This window comes from Pseudomonas sp. IT-232MI5 (assembly GCF_949767845.1).
Taxonomy (GTDB): Bacteria; Pseudomonadota; Gammaproteobacteria; order Pseudomonadales; family Pseudomonadaceae; genus Aquipseudomonas.
In genome coordinates this window covers 185032-203248 of sequence record NZ_CATKQE010000001.1, presented here as the reverse complement: position 1 = coordinate 203248, position 18217 = coordinate 185032, and the positions used below count along the sequence as shown (strand labels likewise).

Annotated in this window: 17 protein-coding genes; 7 read left to right on the top strand and 10 right to left on the bottom strand. The window is 59.9% G+C overall.

The window, feature by feature from the left end:
- The first annotated feature begins 14 nt into the window (after nucleotides 1-14).
- The 4 genes from ACM6JQ_RS00950 (at nucleotide 15) to ACM6JQ_RS00935 (ending at nucleotide 4661) form a co-directional block, all read left to right on the top strand.
- Entirely contained in the window at nucleotides 15-2441 is a 2427-nt protein-coding gene (locus ACM6JQ_RS00950) for a TonB-dependent siderophore receptor (RefSeq protein ID WP_414893092.1), read from the top strand.
- Between the two features lie 74 nt (nucleotides 2442-2515).
- Entirely contained in the window at nucleotides 2516-3646 is a 1131-nt protein-coding gene (locus ACM6JQ_RS00945) for a PepSY-associated TM helix domain-containing protein (protein ID WP_007910008.1), read from the top strand.
- Entirely contained in the window at nucleotides 3643-3822 is a 180-nt protein-coding gene (locus ACM6JQ_RS00940) for a hypothetical protein (RefSeq protein ID WP_007910007.1), read from the top strand. The genes ACM6JQ_RS00945 and ACM6JQ_RS00940 overlap by 4 nt, the downstream gene beginning before the upstream one ends.
- 209 nt (nucleotides 3823-4031) lie before the next feature.
- Nucleotides 4032-4661, top strand: coding sequence for a glutathione S-transferase (locus ACM6JQ_RS00935; protein WP_414893091.1), 630 nt, complete (start codon nucleotides 4032-4034; stop codon nucleotides 4659-4661).
- Nucleotides 4662-4869: 208 nt separating this feature from the next.
- On the opposite strand, the gene creD is transcribed toward ACM6JQ_RS00935, so the two are convergent.
- The 4 genes from creD to ACM6JQ_RS00915 form a co-directional block, all read right to left on the bottom strand.
- A complete protein-coding gene (gene creD / locus ACM6JQ_RS00930) occupies nucleotides 4870-6240 on the bottom strand; it encodes a cell envelope integrity protein CreD (protein WP_414893090.1) in 1371 nt (456 codons plus the stop codon).
- A gap of 169 nt (nucleotides 6241-6409) precedes the next feature.
- On the bottom strand, nucleotides 6410-7828 hold the full coding sequence (gene creC, locus ACM6JQ_RS00925) for a two-component system sensor histidine kinase CreC (RefSeq protein ID WP_414893089.1): 1419 nt from the start codon (nucleotides 7826-7828) through the stop codon (nucleotides 6410-6412).
- Nucleotides 7828-8508 (bottom strand): two-component system response regulator CreB, encoded by a 681-nt coding sequence (gene creB / locus ACM6JQ_RS00920; RefSeq protein ID WP_042704954.1) that lies wholly within the window; start codon nucleotides 8506-8508, stop codon nucleotides 7828-7830. The genes creC and creB overlap by 1 nt, the downstream gene beginning before the upstream one ends.
- Nucleotides 8509-8576: 68 nt before the next feature.
- Nucleotides 8577-9080, bottom strand: a complete 504-nt coding sequence (locus ACM6JQ_RS00915) for an ATP-dependent zinc protease (protein ID WP_008078089.1) — start codon at nucleotides 9078-9080, stop codon at nucleotides 8577-8579.
- 307 nt (nucleotides 9081-9387) lie between these two features.
- Between ACM6JQ_RS00915 and ACM6JQ_RS00910 the strand changes: the two genes are divergently transcribed.
- Nucleotides 9388-10275, top strand: coding sequence for an acyltransferase (locus ACM6JQ_RS00910; protein ID WP_095112739.1), 888 nt, complete (start codon nucleotides 9388-9390; stop codon nucleotides 10273-10275).
- 1 nt (nucleotide 10276) lies between these two features.
- Here the strand turns inward: ACM6JQ_RS00910 and ACM6JQ_RS00905 are convergent, their stop codons facing one another.
- A complete protein-coding gene (locus ACM6JQ_RS00905; RefSeq protein WP_095112740.1) occupies nucleotides 10277-10834 on the bottom strand; it encodes a DUF2780 domain-containing protein in 558 nt (185 codons plus the stop codon).
- A gap of 221 nt (nucleotides 10835-11055) precedes the next feature.
- Between ACM6JQ_RS00905 and ACM6JQ_RS00900 the strand changes: the two genes are divergently transcribed.
- Together ACM6JQ_RS00900 and ACM6JQ_RS00895 are read left to right on the top strand one after the other, a co-directional pair.
- Entirely contained in the window at nucleotides 11056-11298 is a 243-nt protein-coding gene (locus ACM6JQ_RS00900) for a hypothetical protein (RefSeq protein ID WP_414893088.1), read from the top strand.
- Between the two features lie 59 nt (nucleotides 11299-11357).
- Entirely contained in the window at nucleotides 11358-11570 is a 213-nt protein-coding gene (locus tag ACM6JQ_RS00895; protein ID WP_095112742.1) for a cold-shock protein, read from the top strand.
- 57 nt (nucleotides 11571-11627) lie between these two features.
- On the opposite strand, the gene fdhA is transcribed toward ACM6JQ_RS00895, so the two are convergent.
- From fdhA to ACM6JQ_RS00870, 5 genes are all read right to left on the bottom strand, one after another.
- A complete protein-coding gene (fdhA, locus tag ACM6JQ_RS00890) occupies nucleotides 11628-12827 on the bottom strand; it encodes a formaldehyde dehydrogenase, glutathione-independent (protein ID WP_007909990.1) in 1200 nt (399 codons plus the stop codon).
- A 200-nt stretch (nucleotides 12828-13027) separates the two neighbouring features.
- Nucleotides 13028-13885 carry a formyltetrahydrofolate deformylase gene (purU, locus tag ACM6JQ_RS00885; protein WP_008086918.1) on the bottom strand — a complete coding sequence of 286 codons (858 nt, stop codon included), beginning with the start codon at nucleotides 13883-13885 and terminating at the stop codon, nucleotides 13028-13030.
- A gap of 216 nt (nucleotides 13886-14101) precedes the next feature.
- Nucleotides 14102-14734, bottom strand: coding sequence for a sarcosine oxidase subunit gamma (locus tag ACM6JQ_RS00880; protein ID WP_008086919.1), 633 nt, complete (start codon nucleotides 14732-14734; stop codon nucleotides 14102-14104).
- Between the two features lie 132 nt (nucleotides 14735-14866).
- Nucleotides 14867-17884: a sarcosine oxidase subunit alpha gene (locus tag ACM6JQ_RS00875; RefSeq protein WP_414893087.1), complete on the bottom strand. Its 3018-nt coding sequence runs from the start codon at nucleotides 17882-17884 to the stop codon at nucleotides 14867-14869.
- Nucleotides 17881-18210, bottom strand: coding sequence for a sarcosine oxidase subunit delta (locus tag ACM6JQ_RS00870; RefSeq protein WP_007913119.1), 330 nt, complete (start codon nucleotides 18208-18210; stop codon nucleotides 17881-17883). The genes ACM6JQ_RS00875 and ACM6JQ_RS00870 overlap by 4 nt, the downstream gene beginning before the upstream one ends.
- Nucleotides 18211-18217: the final 7 nt, after the last annotated feature.

The window sequence follows — 18217 nt, the reverse complement described above, 5'->3', positions numbered from 1 at the left end:
TCAGGAGCCGCCGTATGTCCCGTTCGCTAGACACCTTGTTGCGCCCCAGTCTGCTGGCCGTCGCTATCGCGCTCAGCGCGCCGCTGATCAGCAGTCCGTTGCTCGCCGCTGAACAAGCGTCCAGCGTGCGCGCCTACAATCTGCCGGCGGCGCCACTGTCGACCACCTTGAACCAGATCGCCAGCCAGGGCGGCATCGCGCTGTCGCTGAATCCGTCGCTGGCCGCAGGCAAGACCTCGGCACCGGTGAACGGCCAATACGACGCGGCCGGTGCCTTGCGCGCGGCCCTGCGTGGCACCGGTTTGCAACTGGAGCAAAGCAATACCGGTACTTACACCTTGGTCGCCGTGCCTGAAGGGACGTTGGCCCTGCCGGAAACTTCCGTCATCGGTGTGGAGAACTTCGAAAGCGCCTGGGGCCCGGTTGAAGGCTACACCGCCACCCGCACCGCCGCCGGCAGCAAGACCGACACCGCACTGGTCGAAGCGCCGCGTTCGATCTCCGTCGCGACTCGCCAGCAAATGGACGACCGCAGCGTGCACAGTCTCGACGACGCGGTGCGCTACATGCCGGGCATCACCGCCAGCAGCTACGGCAGCGACACCCGCGCCGACTGGCTGCGTGTGCGCGGTTTCGAACCGACCCAGTTCCTCGATGGCCTGCCGCTGCCGAAAGGCGTGTACGCCAACCCGAAACAGGAAACCTGGAACCTCGATCGCCTCGCCCTGCTGCGCGGCCCGGCCTCCTCGGTTTACGGCCAGACTCCGCCGGGCGGTTTGCTGGACATGGTCAGCCGTCGTCCAAGCGCCGAAGCGAGCAACGAAATCCAGCTGCAGTACGGCAGCGACAACCACCGTCAGATCAACTTCGCCAGCACCGGCAAGATCGATGACGCCGGCCAGTTTCTCTACGGTCTCAGCGGTGTGGTGCGCGACAGCGGCACGCAGGTCGATCACGTCGACAACAAGCGCTACAACATCGCACCGAGCCTGACCTGGAACATCGACGACGACACCAAGCTCACCCTGCTGAGCCAGTTCACCCGCGACGATACCGGCATCACCAGCCAGTTCCTGCCGGTGCAGGGCACCAAGATCAAGTCACCGTTCGGCGATATCTCCCACCACAAGAATCTGGGTGATCCGGACTGGGAATATTACGATCGCACCTACTACGCGCTGGGCTACGCCTTCGAACATCGTCTGAACGATGTCTGGCAGTTCAAGCAGAACCTGCGCTACACCAAGTCGGATCTGTCGTTCCAGTCGCTGACGCCGGGTTCCTACCCGTTCACCGAAGTGGATGATCAAGGCAACGTCGGGCGCACCAGCACCAGCGTCGAAGAAGACATCAGTCAGTTCGCCGTGGACAACAACTTCCAGGCCGACTTCGCCACCGGCGACATCCGCCACACCCTGCTGCTGGGCCTGGATCATCAGCGCAGCAACACCAACTACACCTCGATCTTCGGCGACGGTTTGACCACCAACGTGATCACCCCGATCTACGGCCAGCCAATCGTACGTCCAGCGCGCTCCACGGCGTTTTACGATTACGACCAGAAAACCTACCAGACCGGCCTGTACATCCAGGACCAGATGGCCCTCGACCAGTGGCGCCTGACCCTCGGCGGCCGTGAAGACTGGGTGCACACCAGCACAAAGTTCATCAACAAGGGCGATGCCACCAACACCCAGCGTGACAAGGCCTTCAGCGGCAACGCAGCGCTCAGTTATGTCTTCGACAACGGTTTCGTGCCGTACCTGTCGTACGCCGAATCCTTCCAGCCGACCACGGGCGCCGACGCCACCTCGACCGGTTCGCTCAAACCGACCGAAGGCAAGCAGTGGGAACTGGGCATCAAGTACCAGCCACCGGGCAGCAAAACCCTGCTGACCGCCGCCGTGTACGACCTCACCCAGAAGAACGTCTCGGTTAACACCTTCGTCAACAACGTGTCGATCACCAGTCAGACCGGCGAAGTGAAAGTCAAAGGCCTCGAGCTGGAAGCGGTTTCCGACGTCACCGACAACCTGAAAGTCATCGCTGCCTACACCCTGGCCAAATCCGAAGTGCAGAATGGCGTCGACAAGGGCAATCGCCTGCAACTGATGCCGAACCAGCAAGCGTCGCTGTGGACCGATTACACCTGGCACGCCGGCGTCCTCGACGGCTTCGGCATTGGCGGTGGCGTGCGTTACACCGGCAACACCTACGGCGACAAGGCCAATACCTGGCTGGGCAAGGCGGACGCCTACACCGTGTTCGACGCAAGTGTGCATTACGACCTCGGCCGTCTGGACAACAGCCTCAAAGGCGCGTCGCTGGCGGTCAACGCAACCAACCTGTTCGACAAGGAATACATTTCCACCTGCGACAGCTTCTACTGCTACTACGGCGACACGCGCAGTGTCGTCGCCAGCGCCACTTACAAGTGGTAAGCAACTGAGCTGAAACAGGCCCTGTGACCAGGCCGTCCTTCGTGGACGGCTTTGGTGTTTTTGAAGGTCATGAAATGAAAAGTAAAACAATTCGTCGCTGGTCGTTCATCCACACCTGGACCAGCCTGGTCTGTACCGTGTTTTTGCTGATGCTGGCCTTGACCGGTCTGCCGCTGATTTTCCATCACGAGATCGAACATCTGCTCGGCGATGCACCCGAAGTACGCGAGATGCCGGCCGACACGCCGCGGCTGAATCTGGCGCAGTTGGTCGAGGCCGCAGAAAAACATCGTCCCGATGAAGTCGTGCAGTACTTCGGTTTCGATGACGATGAGCCGAATGCCGTACTGACGATCATGGCGAAAACCGCCGGCACCGAGCCGAATTCCTCGCACACCTTCATGCTCGACGCACGTACCGGTGAAGCGCTGGAAACCCCATCGGCCAATGGCGGCTTGATGCTGTTTATCCTGCGCCTGCACGTCGACATGTTCGCCGGGCTGCCGGGCAAATTGCTGCTGGCGTTTATGGGCTTGTTGTTTGTCGTGGCCATCGTGTCCGGAACGGTGCTGTACCTGCCGTTCATGCGCCGTTTGAAGTTCGGCACGGTGCGTCAGGACAAGTCGACACGGCTGCGCTGGCTCGACCTGCATAACCTGATTGGCGTGGTCACCCTGACCTGGGCGTTGGTGGTCGGCGTGACCGGTGTGATCAGCGCCTGCGCCGACCTGCTGATCGCCGCTTGGCGCAACGATGCACTGACTGCGCTGATCGAACCTTACCGCGATGCGCCACCGCTGACCCACTTGGCGCCGGCCACGCGTTTGCTCGATATCGCTGCTGAAGTTGCGCCGGAGATGAAACCGGATTTCATTGCCTTTCCCGGCACACGCTTTTCCAGCGAACACCATTACTCGGTGTTCATGAAGGGCGGCACGCACCTGACCTCGCATCTGCTGACGCCGGTGCTGATCGATGCCACCACGCTGCAGGTTACCGCAGTGGCCGAACGGCCGTGGTACATGGACGCCATGGGCATGTCGCAACCGTTGCACTTCGGTGATTACGGCGGCATGCCGATGAAAATCCTCTGGGCCACGCTCGATGTGTTGACGATCATTGTGCTCGGCAGTGGCGTTTATCTGTGGGTGGTGCGGCGCAAAGCGGCCAAACCCCTGCTGGAAACGGCGGAGGCGTCTGCATGAAGCCGCGTCAGTCGAATTTCTGGAAGGTGTTCAGCACGCCGATCGTGATTGCGTTGCTGAGTGCAGCGGGGTTGTTTGCGGCGTTGCTTGGGGATGGGATTTGGGATGTGTTGAGCTGGGTTGGGCTGGGTGTTCCGGCATTTCTGGCGATCAGGGGATTGTTGCTGCGCAGGTAGTTTTTGTGCTGTCGGTGATGGCCTCATCGCTGGCAAGCCAGCTCCCACAAGGATCTCTGCTGGGCCTGAAATGTGTGTTCACTGCAAAAACCTGTGGGAGCTGGCTTGCCAGCGATGGCGGCCGGATGGGCGCCATAAATTCCCTCGCCAGCCATCGCGGTTCTGACTAGGCTAACCACCTGCTCTTCGACGATTACCGAGGTTTGCCAATGTCTGCCCCCAGCATGACCCTGTACCACAACACGCTCTCTCCGTTTGTGCGCAAAGTGATGGTGTTGCTGCACGAAACCGGCCAGCAGGATCGCGTCGCCTTGCAAGACTGTGTGCTCAGCCCGGTCAGCCCGAGTGCCGAGCTCAATGCCGATAACCCGCTGGGCAAGATTCCCGCCCTGCGTCTGGCCGACGGCAACGTCATCCATGACAGCCGGGTGATCCTCGAATACCTCGACCAGCAGCACGTCGGCAACCCGCTGATCCCCCGCGAAGGCGCGGCCCGCTGGCGGCGTCTGACCCTGGCTTCGATGGCCGACGGGATCATGGACGCGTCGGTGATGGTGCGTTATGAACTGGTTTTACGTGCTCCAGAAAAACATTGGGATGAATGGCTCGACGCTCAGCGCGACAAGATCCGCCGTGCCCTCGCGGTGTTGGAAAAAGATGCCATTGCCGAGCTGACCAGCCATTTCGATGTCGCGGCGATCAGCGTGGCGTGTGCCTTGGGTTATCTCGACTTGCGCTTCCCCGATCTGGGCTGGCGTGATGCCAACCCGCAACTGGCCAACTGGTTTTTTGAAGTGAGTCAGCGACCTTCCATGATCGCGACCATGCCCAAGCCTTAAATCGGCGGCGCCTGTTCCGGCCTCTTCGCTGGCAAGCCAGCTCCCACAGGATTTGTGGTAGATCGGGGATTTATGTCATCACCGAACTCATTGTGGGAGCTGGCTTGCCAGCGATGGCACCCACTCGGTTCCACAGGCAAAAACCCGATAATCCGCGTCACCAGTTCATCCTTCCAGCACTGATCCTCACGCAACCCAAGCGACCGGCTCATTGCATCGCCCCGACATCAAACTCCAACGGCTGCGCCGGTTTCTGCCCGATCCCGTACCAATCCAGTTTGCGCGTCAGCACCATGAACACACCGAGCAGGCCGAACAGCAACAATGAGCCCATCAACAACGCGTAATCCTCTGCGCTCAGCAAGCCATAGAGCAGGCCATACAACGCCGCCAGCCCCGCCGAAAAACTCAAGCCGTGACGCACACTGCGTAGCACGTGGCAGACATAAAACCCGATCAACAGCACGCAAGCACTGGCCGACAACAGATACGCCAGAGCGAAACCAATGTGCTCCGACAGCGACAGCAGCAACAGATAAAAGAACGCCAGGGCCACACCGACCAGCGCGTATTGCACCGGGTGCACGGCCAGACTCTTGAGCACTTCGAACAGAAAGAAACCGGCGAACGTCAGGACGATGAACAGCAGCGCATATTTGATCGCCCGATCACTCTTCAGGTACTGATCCACCGGGTCGATGAAGCTCACACCGAAACTGCGACCATTGAACGCCTCGCAATCATTGCTGCTCACGCAACGGCTCATGGCGTCTTGCAGGTTGGTGGAGAAAAACGTGGTCTGCCAATCGGCGCTGAAACCCTGATCGTTGATCTCACGTTTGGCCGGCAGGAAATTGCCGATGAAACTTGGATGCGGCCAATTCGCAGTGAGGCTGACGCTGCTGCTCTTGCCCACCGGCAGCACCTGCAACGAACCGGTGCCTTGCAGGCGCAAATCAAAACCGAAGCTCAACTCGGTGGTTTTAGTGGTGTCGAGCATCGGCAACGTCACTCGCACGCCTTCACCGAGCCAGCCCACTTGAGTCCCCGGAACAAAGTCCAGACGCTGGCCATCGAGTTCCAGTTTCAGCGCATTTTCGATGCCGCGAATGTCGCTGATGCCGACCGCGAGAAACGGTGCATCGAACTGGTAATCGCTGAAGTCTTCCTTGATGCCCAATTGCGCCGGCAATGAGAAATGGCCGTTGATGCGGTTGTCGGCGTGGAACAACCGCGCTTCATAAATGCCCCGTGCGCGCAGCTCGGTTTGCACCTGACCATCGAGTTCGAAACGCTCCGGCAGGAAGTACAAACGACCGCGCTCTTCGCTCGGCTCGTCGTAGCGCTGGTTGGTCTTGTCGTTGGTTTTCCAGTTGTGAATCACTTTGCGATACGGCACCACCATCACCGGCCCGCTCAGTTGCTGGCTGTAGCTGGAACTGCGGGCGATGTCTTCGAGCACGCCGTCGCGCAACTGTTGGCGGTCGTCGATGACGCCATCGATCATCAATAAAGGTATCAGCAACAGCAAGATGAGCACGGCGATGGCGCCGAGCTTGATGGTCAGATTCTTGTTCATGGGACTCTCCCTGTTTGGATGGGCAGAGTCTGCTGGTGCTGTATGAGGGGAATGTGGGGGGAATATGGAGATTGTGTGGAAAGATGAAAAGATCGCAGCCTTCGGCAGCTCCTACAGGTGTACGCAATCCAATGTAGGAGCTGCCGAAGGCTGCGATCTTTTGACGGTATCAAGGCAAGCGCAATATCACTTCAACACCGTTTTCGACATTGCGAATCTGCATCGCCCCACCATGCAACTTGACCACTTCTTCAACGAAGTTAAGCCCCAAACCCGTGCTTTTGCGCCCACTGTCCGGACGCGGCAACGAGTAGAAACGCTCGGTCAATCGCGGCAAGGCGTAGTCAGGAATCGGCGCCGTTTCATTGAACAATCGAAATTCGATCTGCTCGCCAACCCGCTCGGCACTGAAACGCAGCAGCCCCTGAATCGGCGTGAAATCCAGCGCATTCTCCAGCAGATTGCCCAGTGCCTGACGCAACAGAAACGGCTCGCCAATCAACAGCAGATCCGCTGCCATCGCCCATTCGATGCGCAACTGTTTGCCTTCGATCCGCGCCGCTTGCCCCTGCAGCAATTGCTCAACCAGCGCCGCCAGCGGCACAGCGACCCGTTCTTCAAGGCCCTGACGTTGCTCCACCTGCGCCAGATTCAGTAACCGTTCGATCAACTGCTGCATCCGCGCACTTTCGCTGTCGATGTTGCCGACAAAGCGCAGGCGCTGAACCGGCAACATATCCCCTTGCAGCAACTCCGCCGCGCCACGAATCGCCGCCAGCGGACTTTTCAGCTCATGGGTCAGCGTGTGCACATAACGCTCGACGTAGGCCTTGCCTTCCAGTTGCGTGCGCATCTGTTCCACGGCGGTAGCCAGTTGTTCCAGTTCACCACCCCGGTAATGCGGCACTTCCACCCGCCGGCCCTCACTTACCGCTTGGGCATAACCGGTCAGACGGTGCAGCGCACGGCTCAACCACCACGAGAGCAAAGCACCGAACAACAGACCGAGGCCGATCAGACCAGCACCGTAAAACAGCAAACGCCGCTCGGTGCGATCGACATAAGGCTGCAATGAGCTGTTGGGCTTGGCCACGGTGACCACACCGATGATCTTGCCGTTGTCGCGGATCGGCGCGCCGACGTGCATCACTGACGAACTGGCGTCATCCGGATCACTGCGGCTCGAACGTGCGCCGTACTCACCGCGCAGGGTCAGATAGACATCGTTCCAGCGCGAGTAATCCTGACCGACCGCGACACCACTGGAATCGAGAACGACGATGCCCTTGGCATCAGTCACGTAGATGCGGTGGTTGACCTGATTTTTCGGTAAGCCCCAAATGGTCGCTTGCGGCTGGCGCTCGCCATAGGCGCGGAGCAGCTCGGGCCAGCGGTTCTCGCTGAGGGTGCCGGCCTTGAAATCGTCACGGAGGATTTCCGCCATCAGGTTGGCGGTATCGACCAGGGTTTCTTCGGTGGACTGGCGCACGCCGGGGCGGATTTCTTCCATCACCGTGTTAAGCACGAAATAACCGGTGAGGCCGATAAACAGCACGTACACCAGAAAGATCCGCAGCCCCAGTGACATCAGCTGTGCCCCGGGCTGTAGCTGTAACCGAGGCCGCGATGGGTCTGGATCGGCTCGGCGTCGGCACGCACCAGACGCAGTTTGGCGCGCACGCTTTTGATGTGGCTGTCGATGCTGCGCTCGTAACCGGCGTCGGCCGCCACGCCCAACGCATCGAGCAGTTGTTCGCGACTGAACACCCGCTCGGGTTGTTCGAGCAGGCACTGCAACAGGCGGAATTCGTGGCGGGTCAGGCTTAACGTCTGGCCGCGATAGCTGATTTGTACGCGCTCGGGATCGATGCGAAACAGCGCCGAAGAGGCTTCAATCACTGGACGCGGCGCCATGCGTTTGAGGATGGCCTTGACCCGCGCCGCCACCTCTCGAGGGCTGAACGGCTTGACCACGTAGTCGTCGGCGCCAATCTCCAGCCCCACCACGCGATCAATCTCGGCATCGCGGGCGCTGAGGAACAGCACCGGCACCTCGCTGAAACGCCGCAGCTGCTTGCAAGTCTCGAAACCGCTGATGTCCGGCAGGCCGATGTCGAGGATGATCAGATCGGCCGGGGTCTGCCGCTGATGCTCCAGCGCCGCCGCGCCGAGGCTCAGCCACGTCGTGCTAAAGCCCTCGCCTTGCAGGGCGAAAATCAGCGTGTCGGCAATCGCCGCTTCGTCTTCGACAATCAGGATATGAGGCATGGCGTCCGAGCCCATAGGTTAAGTGCGCGAACGGTGCCCCAAGCCTGACGTTACGTCAATGAGACCACTTAGCAGTCCGGCTTGTCGGCGGTGAAGCGCCGCGCCGGGTTTACCGCAGCGCCAAACTCGCGCAAGGCCTTGGCACCGATCAGCAGCGGATAATTGAAGTTGCTGCGGTCGGTCAGGTTGACCTCAACGGTACGCTTGACGTTGCCCAGGCACAGCTCCAGATCGACCACCGGGCGCTTGGCGACTTCGGTGCTTTCGCCCTCGTCCTCTTCATCCGAACGGCTCTTGATCTTGCTGATGCGCGCGACCTTGTGTTCGTAGACCTTGTTGCTGGCGTCCTTGGTGCCGAGGCGGAAACGCACCCAGTCGTCACCATCACGGGTGAAGGTTTCGATGTCCTTGGCCGACAGCGAGGCGGTCAGTGCGCCGGTGTCCATCTTGGCCTTGAGCACTTCACCGCCGATTTCCGGCAGCGCGATGTATTCGTAGCGCCCGTACAGAGTCGGCTCGGCGGCCATGACCGGCAGAGCGACGAGGGCAAACAGTGCAAGGAGGGATTTCACGTAAGGGGCTTCCTTGGAAAATGAGGGCGGCAGACGCGAGATTTTAGACACCCGGCGAGCAATTCGTTCGCCCGTGAGACCGCATCGCTGGCAAGCCAGCTCCCACAAGGATCTTCAATGAATGCAATTCTCGTGAACACCAGAGAAACCTGTGGGAGCTGGCTTGCCAGCGATGAGGCCAGCACATTCAATACAATATCTGGCACCAGCATACCGCCCCAAAAGTGAAACATTCGTCACCGCCGATTTGGCCTGCCGCGCGAAGCTGCTTATCATGGCGCGCCCATCCGTTTGCAAAGAGTTGCTTATGCGCCGCCTGCTCACCGGCTGTTTCGTCACCCTGCTGCTGTTGCTCAACACCCTGATCCTGATCGGGCCGTTGCTGGTGTTTGCCCTGCTCAAACTGGTCGCACCCGGCCGCTGGCGCGATTACGCGTCGGGCGCAGTGATGTGGATCGCCGAGACCTGGGCCGAGATCGACAAGCTGATTTTCCGCCTGTGCATCCCCACCCAATGGGACATTCGCGGCGGCGAGAATCTGCGCGGTGACACCTCTTATCTGGTAGTCAGCAACCACCAGTCGTGGGTCGATATTCCGGCGCTGATCCAGACCCTCAACCGACGCACGCCGTTCTTCAAATTCTTCCTCAAGAAAGAACTGATCTGGGTGCCGTTTCTGGGGCTGGCGTGGTGGGCGCTGGATTACCCGTTCATGAAGCGCTACACCAAAGCGTTTCTGGCGAAGCACCCGGAGCTGGCCGGCAAGGATCTGGAAATCACCAGACAGGCCTGCGAGCTGTTCAAGCGTCAGCCGGTGACCGTGGTCAATTATCTGGAAGGTACCCGCTACACCGCGGCAAAAAGCGCACAGCAGCAATCACCGTTCAAGCATTTGCTCAAGCCCAAGGCCGGTGGCGTGGCGTTTGTGTTGGCGGCGATGGGTGAACAACTGGATGCGATTCTCGACGTCACCGTGGTTTATCCACAGGAGCGAATTCCGGGTTTCTGGGATTTGATCAGCGGCAACGTGCCGCGCGTGATCATCGACATCAAGACCCGCGAACTCGACCCGGCGCTGTGGCAAGGCGATTACGAGAATGATCCGGCGTTTCGCCAGAAGGTCCAGAGCTGGGTCAACCAGCTCTGGAACGAGAAGGATCAGCGCATCGCCGAACTGCGCAGCGAGCGCGGCTGAATCAGCTACCGGTGCCGGCGCCCCAGATGCTGCCCAGGCTGCTCAACAGCGAACCGCCGACGCCCTGCTGACCGAGGTATTGCAACAGCACAGGGGCAAACTGGCCGATCATGCCGCTGTCCATGCCAAGTGCGCTGAAGGCATTGTTCAGGTCGTTGGTGTCCTTGACGTTACCCAGCGCATTTTCCAGCCCGGCAGACTTGCCGGATGAACCGAGCAAGGCGCCCAGCGCCGCCAGATTGCCGCTGCCACCTGACAGTTTGTCGATGCCCGGCACTTCTTTGGCCAGTTGTGAGTAATCGGTGCTGCTCAACTGATTCTTCGCCAGCCCGAGCATCGCACTGGTGCCGCCCACGGCTTGCTCCGGCGTGACATCCAGCGCACTCAGGGCACTCAACAAACCGGCGGTCTCCGAGGTCGGCGCCGCAGCGGCCGCCTTGTCGCCACCCTGCATGCCCGAAACCGCGCCGGCCACGTCATTCAGACTGAAACCGGCAAACACCGGCCCGGCGGCCAAGGTCAGGAGCGATGCCAAGGCAAAACCGCGTGAAATTTTCATTCAGACATCCTCTTGGGAAAAGCTGCCACCGGACAACGGCGACGAAACTGGCGTTTTGACCGGTAATCCGGTGGCATGTTCCGGTCATTCCAATTCGAAATCGGGTCAATTCCAAAACGTTTCTAAAAACTGTCAAACCTGACAGTTACCGACTCAATTCTAGTGAATTACATTGAATTCGAGCCAGGTTTGCCGCGGATCATTTCGATGGAGGCGCTGCGATGGAGAAGCGATTGTCAGACCGCGACGACTTGATCATTCCGCCGGTGAAGGAACCGTCGAAGGACGTTGCAAAGGAAATGATTGCTCAGCCCTCAGCCATCATCTTTTGCGTTGATCCGGACGATCCCATCATTGGAAAAATCAAGGCCGGACGAAGGGTCAGTTATGAAGTGATGAAAAGCGATACAGGGCAGCAATACGCAATCAATGTTCGATTGGTTCGCGACAGAAGGAACAGATAAATCCTGGTCGCTATCGCTCGGATATGAATCGATACACAACGCAAACAGGAAGCATGGTCATGCCAAATAAACAAACCGGTACCGTAAAGTGGTTTAACGACGAAAAAGGCTTTGGATTTATTACACCTGCTGATGGCGGTGCTGACCTCTTCGTCCATTTCAAGGCTATCCAATCCGATGGATTTAAATCCTTGAAAGAAGGACAAACTGTTTCTTTTATCGCGGTGCCGGGGCAAAAAGGAATGCAAGCGGAACAAGTCGAAGTCGTATAGAAACAATCGTTCGATAAAACGGCGCCTGAATGGCGCCGTTCTGCTACTGCGTAAACCTTACGCCGCACTGAACAACTTATGCGGATCAATCACAAACTTCTTCGGCACCCCCGCATCGAACTCGCCGTAACCTTCCGGCGCCTGATCCAGACTGATCACCTGCACCCCCACCACTTCGGCGATGTTGATGCGATCCCACATGATCGCCTGCATCAGTTGACGGTTGTACTTCATCACTGGCGTCTGGCCGGTGTGGAAGCTGTGCGACTTGGCCCAGCCCAGACCGAAGCGAATGCTCAGGCTGCCCATTTTTGCGGCAGCGTCCACGGCGCCCGGATCTTCGGTGACGTACAGGCCCGGAATACCGATCTTGCCGGCAACGCGGACCACGCCCATCAGCGAGTTGAGCACGGTGGCCGGCGCTTCGGCTTTTACGCCGTCGTGACCATGGCCGCGAGCTTCGAAACCAACACAGTCCACCGCGCAATCCACTTCCGGTTCGCCCAGCAGTGCGGCGATCTGTTCGTGCAGCGGCGTGTCCTTGGACAGGTCGACGATTTCAAAACCCTGCGCCTTGGCGTGGGCCAGGCGGATGGTGTTGACGTCGCCGATGATCACTACCGCAGCGCCGAGCAGACGTGCGGAAGCGGCAGCGGCCAGGCCGACCGGGCCAGCGCCGGCGATGTAAACAGTGCTGCCCGGGCCAACACCCGCCGTCACTGCGCCGTGATAACCGGTCGGGAGGATGTCGGAGAGGCAGGTCAGGTCACGGATTTTCTCCATGGCCTTGTCGCGGTCCGGCAGTTTCAGCAGGTTGAAGTCAGCGTACGGCACCAGCACATATTCGGCTTGGCCACCGGTCCAGTCGCCCATGTCGACGTAACCGTAAGCGCCACCGGCACGGGCCGGGTTGACGGTCAGGCAGACGCCTGTGTGTTGCTCTTTGCAGGAACGGCAGCGCCCGCAAGCGACGTTGAACGGCACGGAAACCAGATCACCGATTTTCAGGTTTTCGACGTCGGAGCCTTTTTCGATCACCTCGCCGGTGATCTCGTGACCCAGCACCAGACCGGTCTGCGCCGTGGTACGGCCGCGCACCATGTGTTGGTCGGAGCCACAGATATTGGTGGAAACCACTTTGAGAATGACCCCGTGCTCGATCTTGCGACCGCGCGGGTCCTGCATTTTCGGATAGTCGATTTTCTGTACTTCGACCTTGCCAGCGCCGAGATACACCACACCACGATTGCCAGACATGCTTTCACCTCGCTGTTGTTTTTATGGAACCGCGTTGCCCAGGCAGGCAGCGCGTTGAGTGCTCGGGTACAGATGCTGTTTATGTGTTGCCTGTCAGGGCCTCATCGCTGGCAAGCCAGCTCCCACAGGGATTTGCGTCGTTTACAGAATCTAAATCCAACACCGAATCCTGTGGGAGCTGGCTTGCCAGCGATGGCGATCTAGAGAACGACCGTACGATTGGCGTTGAGAAACACCCTCCGCTCAATGTGATACCCAACCGCCCGCGCCAGTGTCAGGCCTTCAATATCGCGGCCCTTGGCAATCAGATCCTCAGGGTAATGACTGTGATCCACCGCCTCGACGCCCTGGGCAATGATTGGCCCTTCATCCAGATCGTTATTGATGTAATGCGCCGTCGCGCCGACCAGTTTCACGCCCTTGTTGTAGGCCTGGTGATACGGCTTGGCGCCCTTGAAGCCCGGCAGCAACGAGTGATGAATGTTGATCGCTTTGCCATCGAGCTTGCGGCACAGCTCCGGCGACAGCACCTGCATGTAGCGGGCGAGGATCACCAGTTCAGCGCCGGACTCTTCGATCACCTGCCACACCTGACGCTCCTGCGACGGCTTGTCGTTGGGGTCGAGGGGGAAATGGTAGTAGGGAATCTGGTGCCAGTCGGCCAGCGGTTTGAGGTCCGGGTGATTGGAGACCACCGCCGCCACGTCCATCGACAACTGGCCGATGCGCTGACGGTAGAGCAAGTCGTTAAGGCAGTGATCGGCTTTGGAAACCATGATCACCACTTTCGGCCGGTAGTTCGGCGCGGTCAGCTCGAAGATCATGCCGAAGGCCTGACCGCGTTCGGCTAAGCCTGCGCGGAAGGACTGTTCGTCGAAGCCGTCGGGCTGGCGGAATTCCACGCGAATGAAAAAGCGCCCAGAGAGGCGGTCATCGAACGAATGGTGCTCGGTGACGTAGCAGCCCTGCTCGAACAGAAAACGCGTGACCGCGTCCACCGTGCCGAGGACGCTGGGGCAGTCGGCGGTCAGAATCCATGTGTCTGGGGCGCGGCTCATGGTGCGGTGACTCCTGTTCTTTGTGCGGGGTGTCTGGGGGATTTTTCCCCTCACCCTAGCCCTCTCCCAGAGGGAGAGGGGACTGACCGAGGTGTTCGTTCAAGCTACGCCGACCTGAAAATCTGAAGGTGAATGCAGATCGCAAAAACACCCGAGATCGGCTCCCTTTCCCCCTCTCCCCCTTGGGGGAGAGGGCTGGGGTGAGGGGGTAAGCTTTTAGGCTTGTACGCTCAACCCGTACTCAGCCGAAGCATCCTGCAACCACAACCACCAGTAATCCGAGAAGCTACGACGAATCAGCAGTTCCCAAGTGTCTTCAGCGGTATGGCGAATCATCAACTGCGATTTGGCGAACACCGTGCCGACCGCTTTACCCACCGGGAAGTTATTCGGATGCACGTCATAACTGGTGGACTTCATCAGCACCTGACGCACGTTCGGCCCGCTCAATTCGAGCACTTGCTGGCCGCCGCTGACGTTGACGATTGCGATGTGCAGATCGCCCAGCGCTTCGCGCAGTTTCTGTTCGGCAGCGAACTCTTCACCGCTTGGCACGATCAGCAGCCACTCATCCGGGCCCATCCATTGCAGGCTGGTTTCACCCTTGACGATGACGCTGAGAGCGCCGGGCAGTTCGATACCCAAGGCTTTGTGCACGCCAGCGGCGAAGGCTGCATCGTGGCCATCACCACGGATGGTCAGGTGACCGAGGAGTTTCTTTTCCCGCACGATCACGCCGGCGTTCTTGCGGCCCTTGCCGACCAGGCTGGCGAGGTCGGCATGGTGCAGCGACGACTCGGCCTTGGCGCCAGTGGTCGGGCGTTGTTGGTAAACATTGGCTGTGGTCATAAAGCACCTTCCTGAATTCTTGATCGTTCCCACGCTCTGCGTGGGAATGCCGCCATGGACGCTCTGCGTCCGCTCTTGGGACGCAGAGCGTCCCGGGATGCATTCCCACGCAGAGCGTGGGAACGATCAGTGTCAGATGTTCTGGCGATCACCCTTCGGATCGAAGAACACCGAAGAAACAATCTCCGCCTCGATCACGCTACCGTCGGCCAGCGGTGCAAACACCCGCTCACCGAGGCGCTTCAGACCGCCCTTGACCACACCCATGGCAAACGAATAACCGAGGGAGTTGTGCGCGTAGCTGGAGGTCACGTGGCCGACCATGGTCATCGGGATCGTCTGCTTGGTGTTGAACACCAGTTGCGCGCCTTCCGGCAGCCACACGTTAGGATCGATCGGCTTCAGACCGACCAGTTGCTTACGCTGATCCTTCACGCAGTCTTCACGGTTCATGCCACGCTGGCCGATCCACGAGAACGGTTTAGTGCGACCCACACACCAGCCCATGTTCAAGTCGTCCGGGGTCATCGAGCCGTCAGTGTCCTGGCCGACAATAATGAAACCCTTCTCGGCACGCAGGACGTGCATGGTTTCAGTGCCGTACGGGGTCAGGTTGTATTGCTTGCCGGCCTCGACGATTTTCTCCAGCACGCCCATCGCGTAGTCGGCCTGGACGTTGACTTCGTACGACAGCTCACCGGTGAACGAGATACGGAACACCCGCGCCGGCACGCCGCCGACCAGACCTTCTTTCCAGGTCATGAACGGGAACGCTTCGTTGCTCAGATCAATGTCGGTCACGGCGCTGAGCAGCTTGCGGCTGTTCGGCCCGGACAGGGTCATGGTTGCCCAGTGGTCGGTGACGGAGGTGAAGTAGACCTTCATGTCCGGCCATTCGGTCTGGTGGTACAGCTCCAGCCACTGCAGCACGCGAGCCGCGCCGCCGGTGGTGGTGGTCATGACAAAATGGTTGTCCGCCAGACACGCCGTCACACCGTCGTCGAAGACCATGCCGTCTTCTTTGCACATCAAACCGTAGCGCGCCTTGCCCACGTCGAGTTTGGTCCAGGCGTTGGTGTACACGCGGTTGAGAAACTCGCGGGCATCCGGGCCTTGAATGTCGATCTTGCCGAGGGTCGAGGCGTCGAGCAGGCCGACGCTGTCGCGCACGGCTTTGCATTCACGCTTCACCGCTGCATGCAGGTCTTCACCGTTTTTCGGGAAGTACCATGGACGTTTCCACTGGCCGACGTCTTCAAACTCGGCGCCGTTCTTCACGTGCCAGGCATGCAGTGCGGTGTAGCGAACCGGTTCGAAGATGTGCCCACAGTGACGACCGGCCACGGCGCCGAAGGTCACCGGCGTGTAGTTCGGGCGGAACATCGTGGTGCCCATCTGCGGGATGGTCACATTCAGCGAACGGGCAGCGATGGCCAGACCGTTAACGTTGCCGAGCTTGCCCTGATCGGTGCCAAAGCCCAGCGCGGTGTAGCGTTTGACGTGCTCGACCGACTCGAAACCTTCGCGGGTCGCCAGTTCGATGGCGGCGGCGGTCACGTCGTTCTGCAGGTCGACGAATTGCTTCGGTGCCCGTGCGGTGTTCTTTTCATGTGGCACCTGGAACAGCGCCAGCGTCGGTTCTTCGTGACGGCTCAGGGCTTTCGGCAGCACGCCTTCGACGGTCTGAAAACCGGCTTCAGCGGCAGCGCGCACGCCACCTTCAAAACCGTCAGCCAGCGAATCGCCGAGACCGTAAACACCGTTGATGCCACCGACACACACGCGCTTCTGCGGTGCTTCGCCCGGTACGAAACCGAGGATGTCTTCACGCCAGGTCGGCTTGCCACCAAGGTGCGAAGCCAAGTGAACGACCGGGCTGTAACCGCCGGAACTGGCAACCACATCGCAGTCGAGCCACTCGCCAGGACTGGTCACGGCGTGCGCTTTAACATCAATCGCCGCCACGCGGGCAGCAGTCACACGCTTGCTGCCACGGGCTTCGATCACAGCACTGCCGGTGAGGATGCGGATGCCTTTGGCACGGGCTTCTTCCACCAGCGCACCACGCGGATTGCTACGGGCGTCAGCGATGGCGACGACTTGCAGACTGGCGTCGAGCCAATCCAGAGCAACGCGATAAGCGTGATCGTTGTTGGTCGACAGCACCAGTTTCTTGCCCGGTGCTACGCCGTAGCGGCGCACGTAAGTCGACACCGCACCAGCCAGCATGTTGCCCGGCACGTCGTTGTTGCCGTAGACCAGCGGACGCTCGCAAGCACCGGTCGCCAGCACCACACGCTTGGCGCGGACACGGTGAATACGCTGACGCACCTGGCCAATCGGCGCACGGTCACCGAGGTGATCGGTGAGGCGTTCGTGAATGGTCAGGAAATTGTGGTCGTGGTAACCGTTGACTGTGGCGCGCGGCAACAGCAGCACGTCCGGGGTATTTTTCAGTTCAGTGATGACGCTGGCGACCCAGTCCATCGCCGGTTTGCCGTCGAGGCTTTCGCGCGAGTCGAGCAGGCTGCCGCCGAACTCTTCCTGCTCATCGGCAAGAATCACTCGGGCACCGCTGCGCGCAGCGGCCAGGGCAGCGGCGAGACCGGCCGGGCCGGCGCCGACGATCAGCACGTCGCAGTGCTGGTTCATGTAGTCGTAGGTGTCCGGATCGACTTCGGTCGGCGAACGGCCGAGGCCGGCAGCCTTGCGAATGTACTTCTCGTAGGTCATCCAGAACGATTGCGGGTACATGAAGGTTTTGTAGTAGAAACCCGGCGGCATCAGCTTGCCGCCGACCTTGCCGAGAATGCCCATCATGTCGTTATTGACGCTCGGCCAGCCGTTGGTGCTGGTCGCGACCAAACCTTGATACAGCGCCTGTTGCGTGGCGCGCACGTTGGGGATTTGCGTGGCTTCGGTCGCACCGATCTGCAGCACCGCGTTCGGCTCTTCGGCACCGGCAGCGAAGATCCCGCGAGGACGCGAGTACTTGAAGCTGCGGCCGATGATGTCGACGCCGTTGGCGATCAGTGCGGCGGCCAGCGAGTCACCCTCGAAGCCTTTGTAGCTCTGACCGTTGAAGGTGAAGCTCAGCACTTTGTTGCGGTCGATCCGTCCACCGTTGGACAGGCGATTGGTCTGGCTCATACCTTCTCTCCCAGCGCCGTCGTGGCTGTTTTCGCCGAATCAGCCTTGTCGGTGAATTGCGGCTTGGTGCCGATCTTGTAGGTTTCGAGAATCTCGTAGGTCACGGTGTCGCGGGTGACGTTGAAGTACTGACGGCAACCGGCGACGTGATCCCACAACTCGTGGTGCAGACCACGGGGGTTATCGCGGAAGAACATGTAGTCGCCCCACTCCTCGTCAGTGCAAGCGCCAGGGTCGAGCGGGCGCGGAATGTGCGCCTGACCGGATGCGTGGAATTCCTCTTCGGAGCGCAACTCGCCGCAGTGAGGACAGAAGATATGCAACATGGGGATT

What these genes read in the sequence shown, in the direction of transcription:
- ACM6JQ_RS00935 (WP_414893091.1), top strand. Translation starts at nt 4,032, where the DNA reads ATGTCTGCCCCCAGCATGACCCTGTACCACAACACGCTCTCTCCGTTT.
- ACM6JQ_RS00880 (WP_008086919.1), bottom strand. Translation starts at nt 14,734, where the DNA reads ATGACCACAGCCAATGTTTACCAACAACGCCCGACCACTGGCGCCAAG.
- creC (WP_414893089.1), bottom strand. Translation starts at nt 7,828, where the DNA reads ATGTCACTGGGGCTGCGGATCTTTCTGGTGTACGTGCTGTTTATCGGC.
- ACM6JQ_RS00940 (WP_007910007.1), top strand. Translation starts at nt 3,643, where the DNA reads ATGAAGCCGCGTCAGTCGAATTTCTGGAAGGTGTTCAGCACGCCGATC.
- ACM6JQ_RS00910 (WP_095112739.1), top strand. Translation starts at nt 9,388, where the DNA reads ATGCGCCGCCTGCTCACCGGCTGTTTCGTCACCCTGCTGCTGTTGCTC.
- ACM6JQ_RS00870 (WP_007913119.1), bottom strand. Translation starts at nt 18,210, where the DNA reads ATGTTGCATATCTTCTGTCCTCACTGCGGCGAGTTGCGCTCCGAAGAG.
- creD (WP_414893090.1), bottom strand. Translation starts at nt 6,240, where the DNA reads ATGAACAAGAATCTGACCATCAAGCTCGGCGCCATCGCCGTGCTCATC.
- ACM6JQ_RS00900 (WP_414893088.1), top strand. Translation starts at nt 11,056, where the DNA reads ATGGAGAAGCGATTGTCAGACCGCGACGACTTGATCATTCCGCCGGTG.
- ACM6JQ_RS00945 (WP_007910008.1), top strand. Translation starts at nt 2,516, where the DNA reads ATGAAAAGTAAAACAATTCGTCGCTGGTCGTTCATCCACACCTGGACC.
- ACM6JQ_RS00875 (WP_414893087.1), bottom strand. Translation starts at nt 17,884, where the DNA reads ATGAGCCAGACCAATCGCCTGTCCAACGGTGGACGGATCGACCGCAAC.
- fdhA (WP_007909990.1), bottom strand. Translation starts at nt 12,827, where the DNA reads ATGTCTGGCAATCGTGGTGTGGTGTATCTCGGCGCTGGCAAGGTCGAA.
- ACM6JQ_RS00905 (WP_095112740.1), bottom strand. Translation starts at nt 10,834, where the DNA reads ATGAAAATTTCACGCGGTTTTGCCTTGGCATCGCTCCTGACCTTGGCC.
- creB (WP_042704954.1), bottom strand. Translation starts at nt 8,508, where the DNA reads ATGCCTCATATCCTGATTGTCGAAGACGAAGCGGCGATTGCCGACACG.
- purU (WP_008086918.1), bottom strand. Translation starts at nt 13,885, where the DNA reads ATGAGCCGCGCCCCAGACACATGGATTCTGACCGCCGACTGCCCCAGC.
- ACM6JQ_RS00950 (WP_414893092.1), top strand. Translation starts at nt 15, where the DNA reads ATGTCCCGTTCGCTAGACACCTTGTTGCGCCCCAGTCTGCTGGCCGTC.
- ACM6JQ_RS00895 (WP_095112742.1), top strand. Translation starts at nt 11,358, where the DNA reads ATGCCAAATAAACAAACCGGTACCGTAAAGTGGTTTAACGACGAAAAA.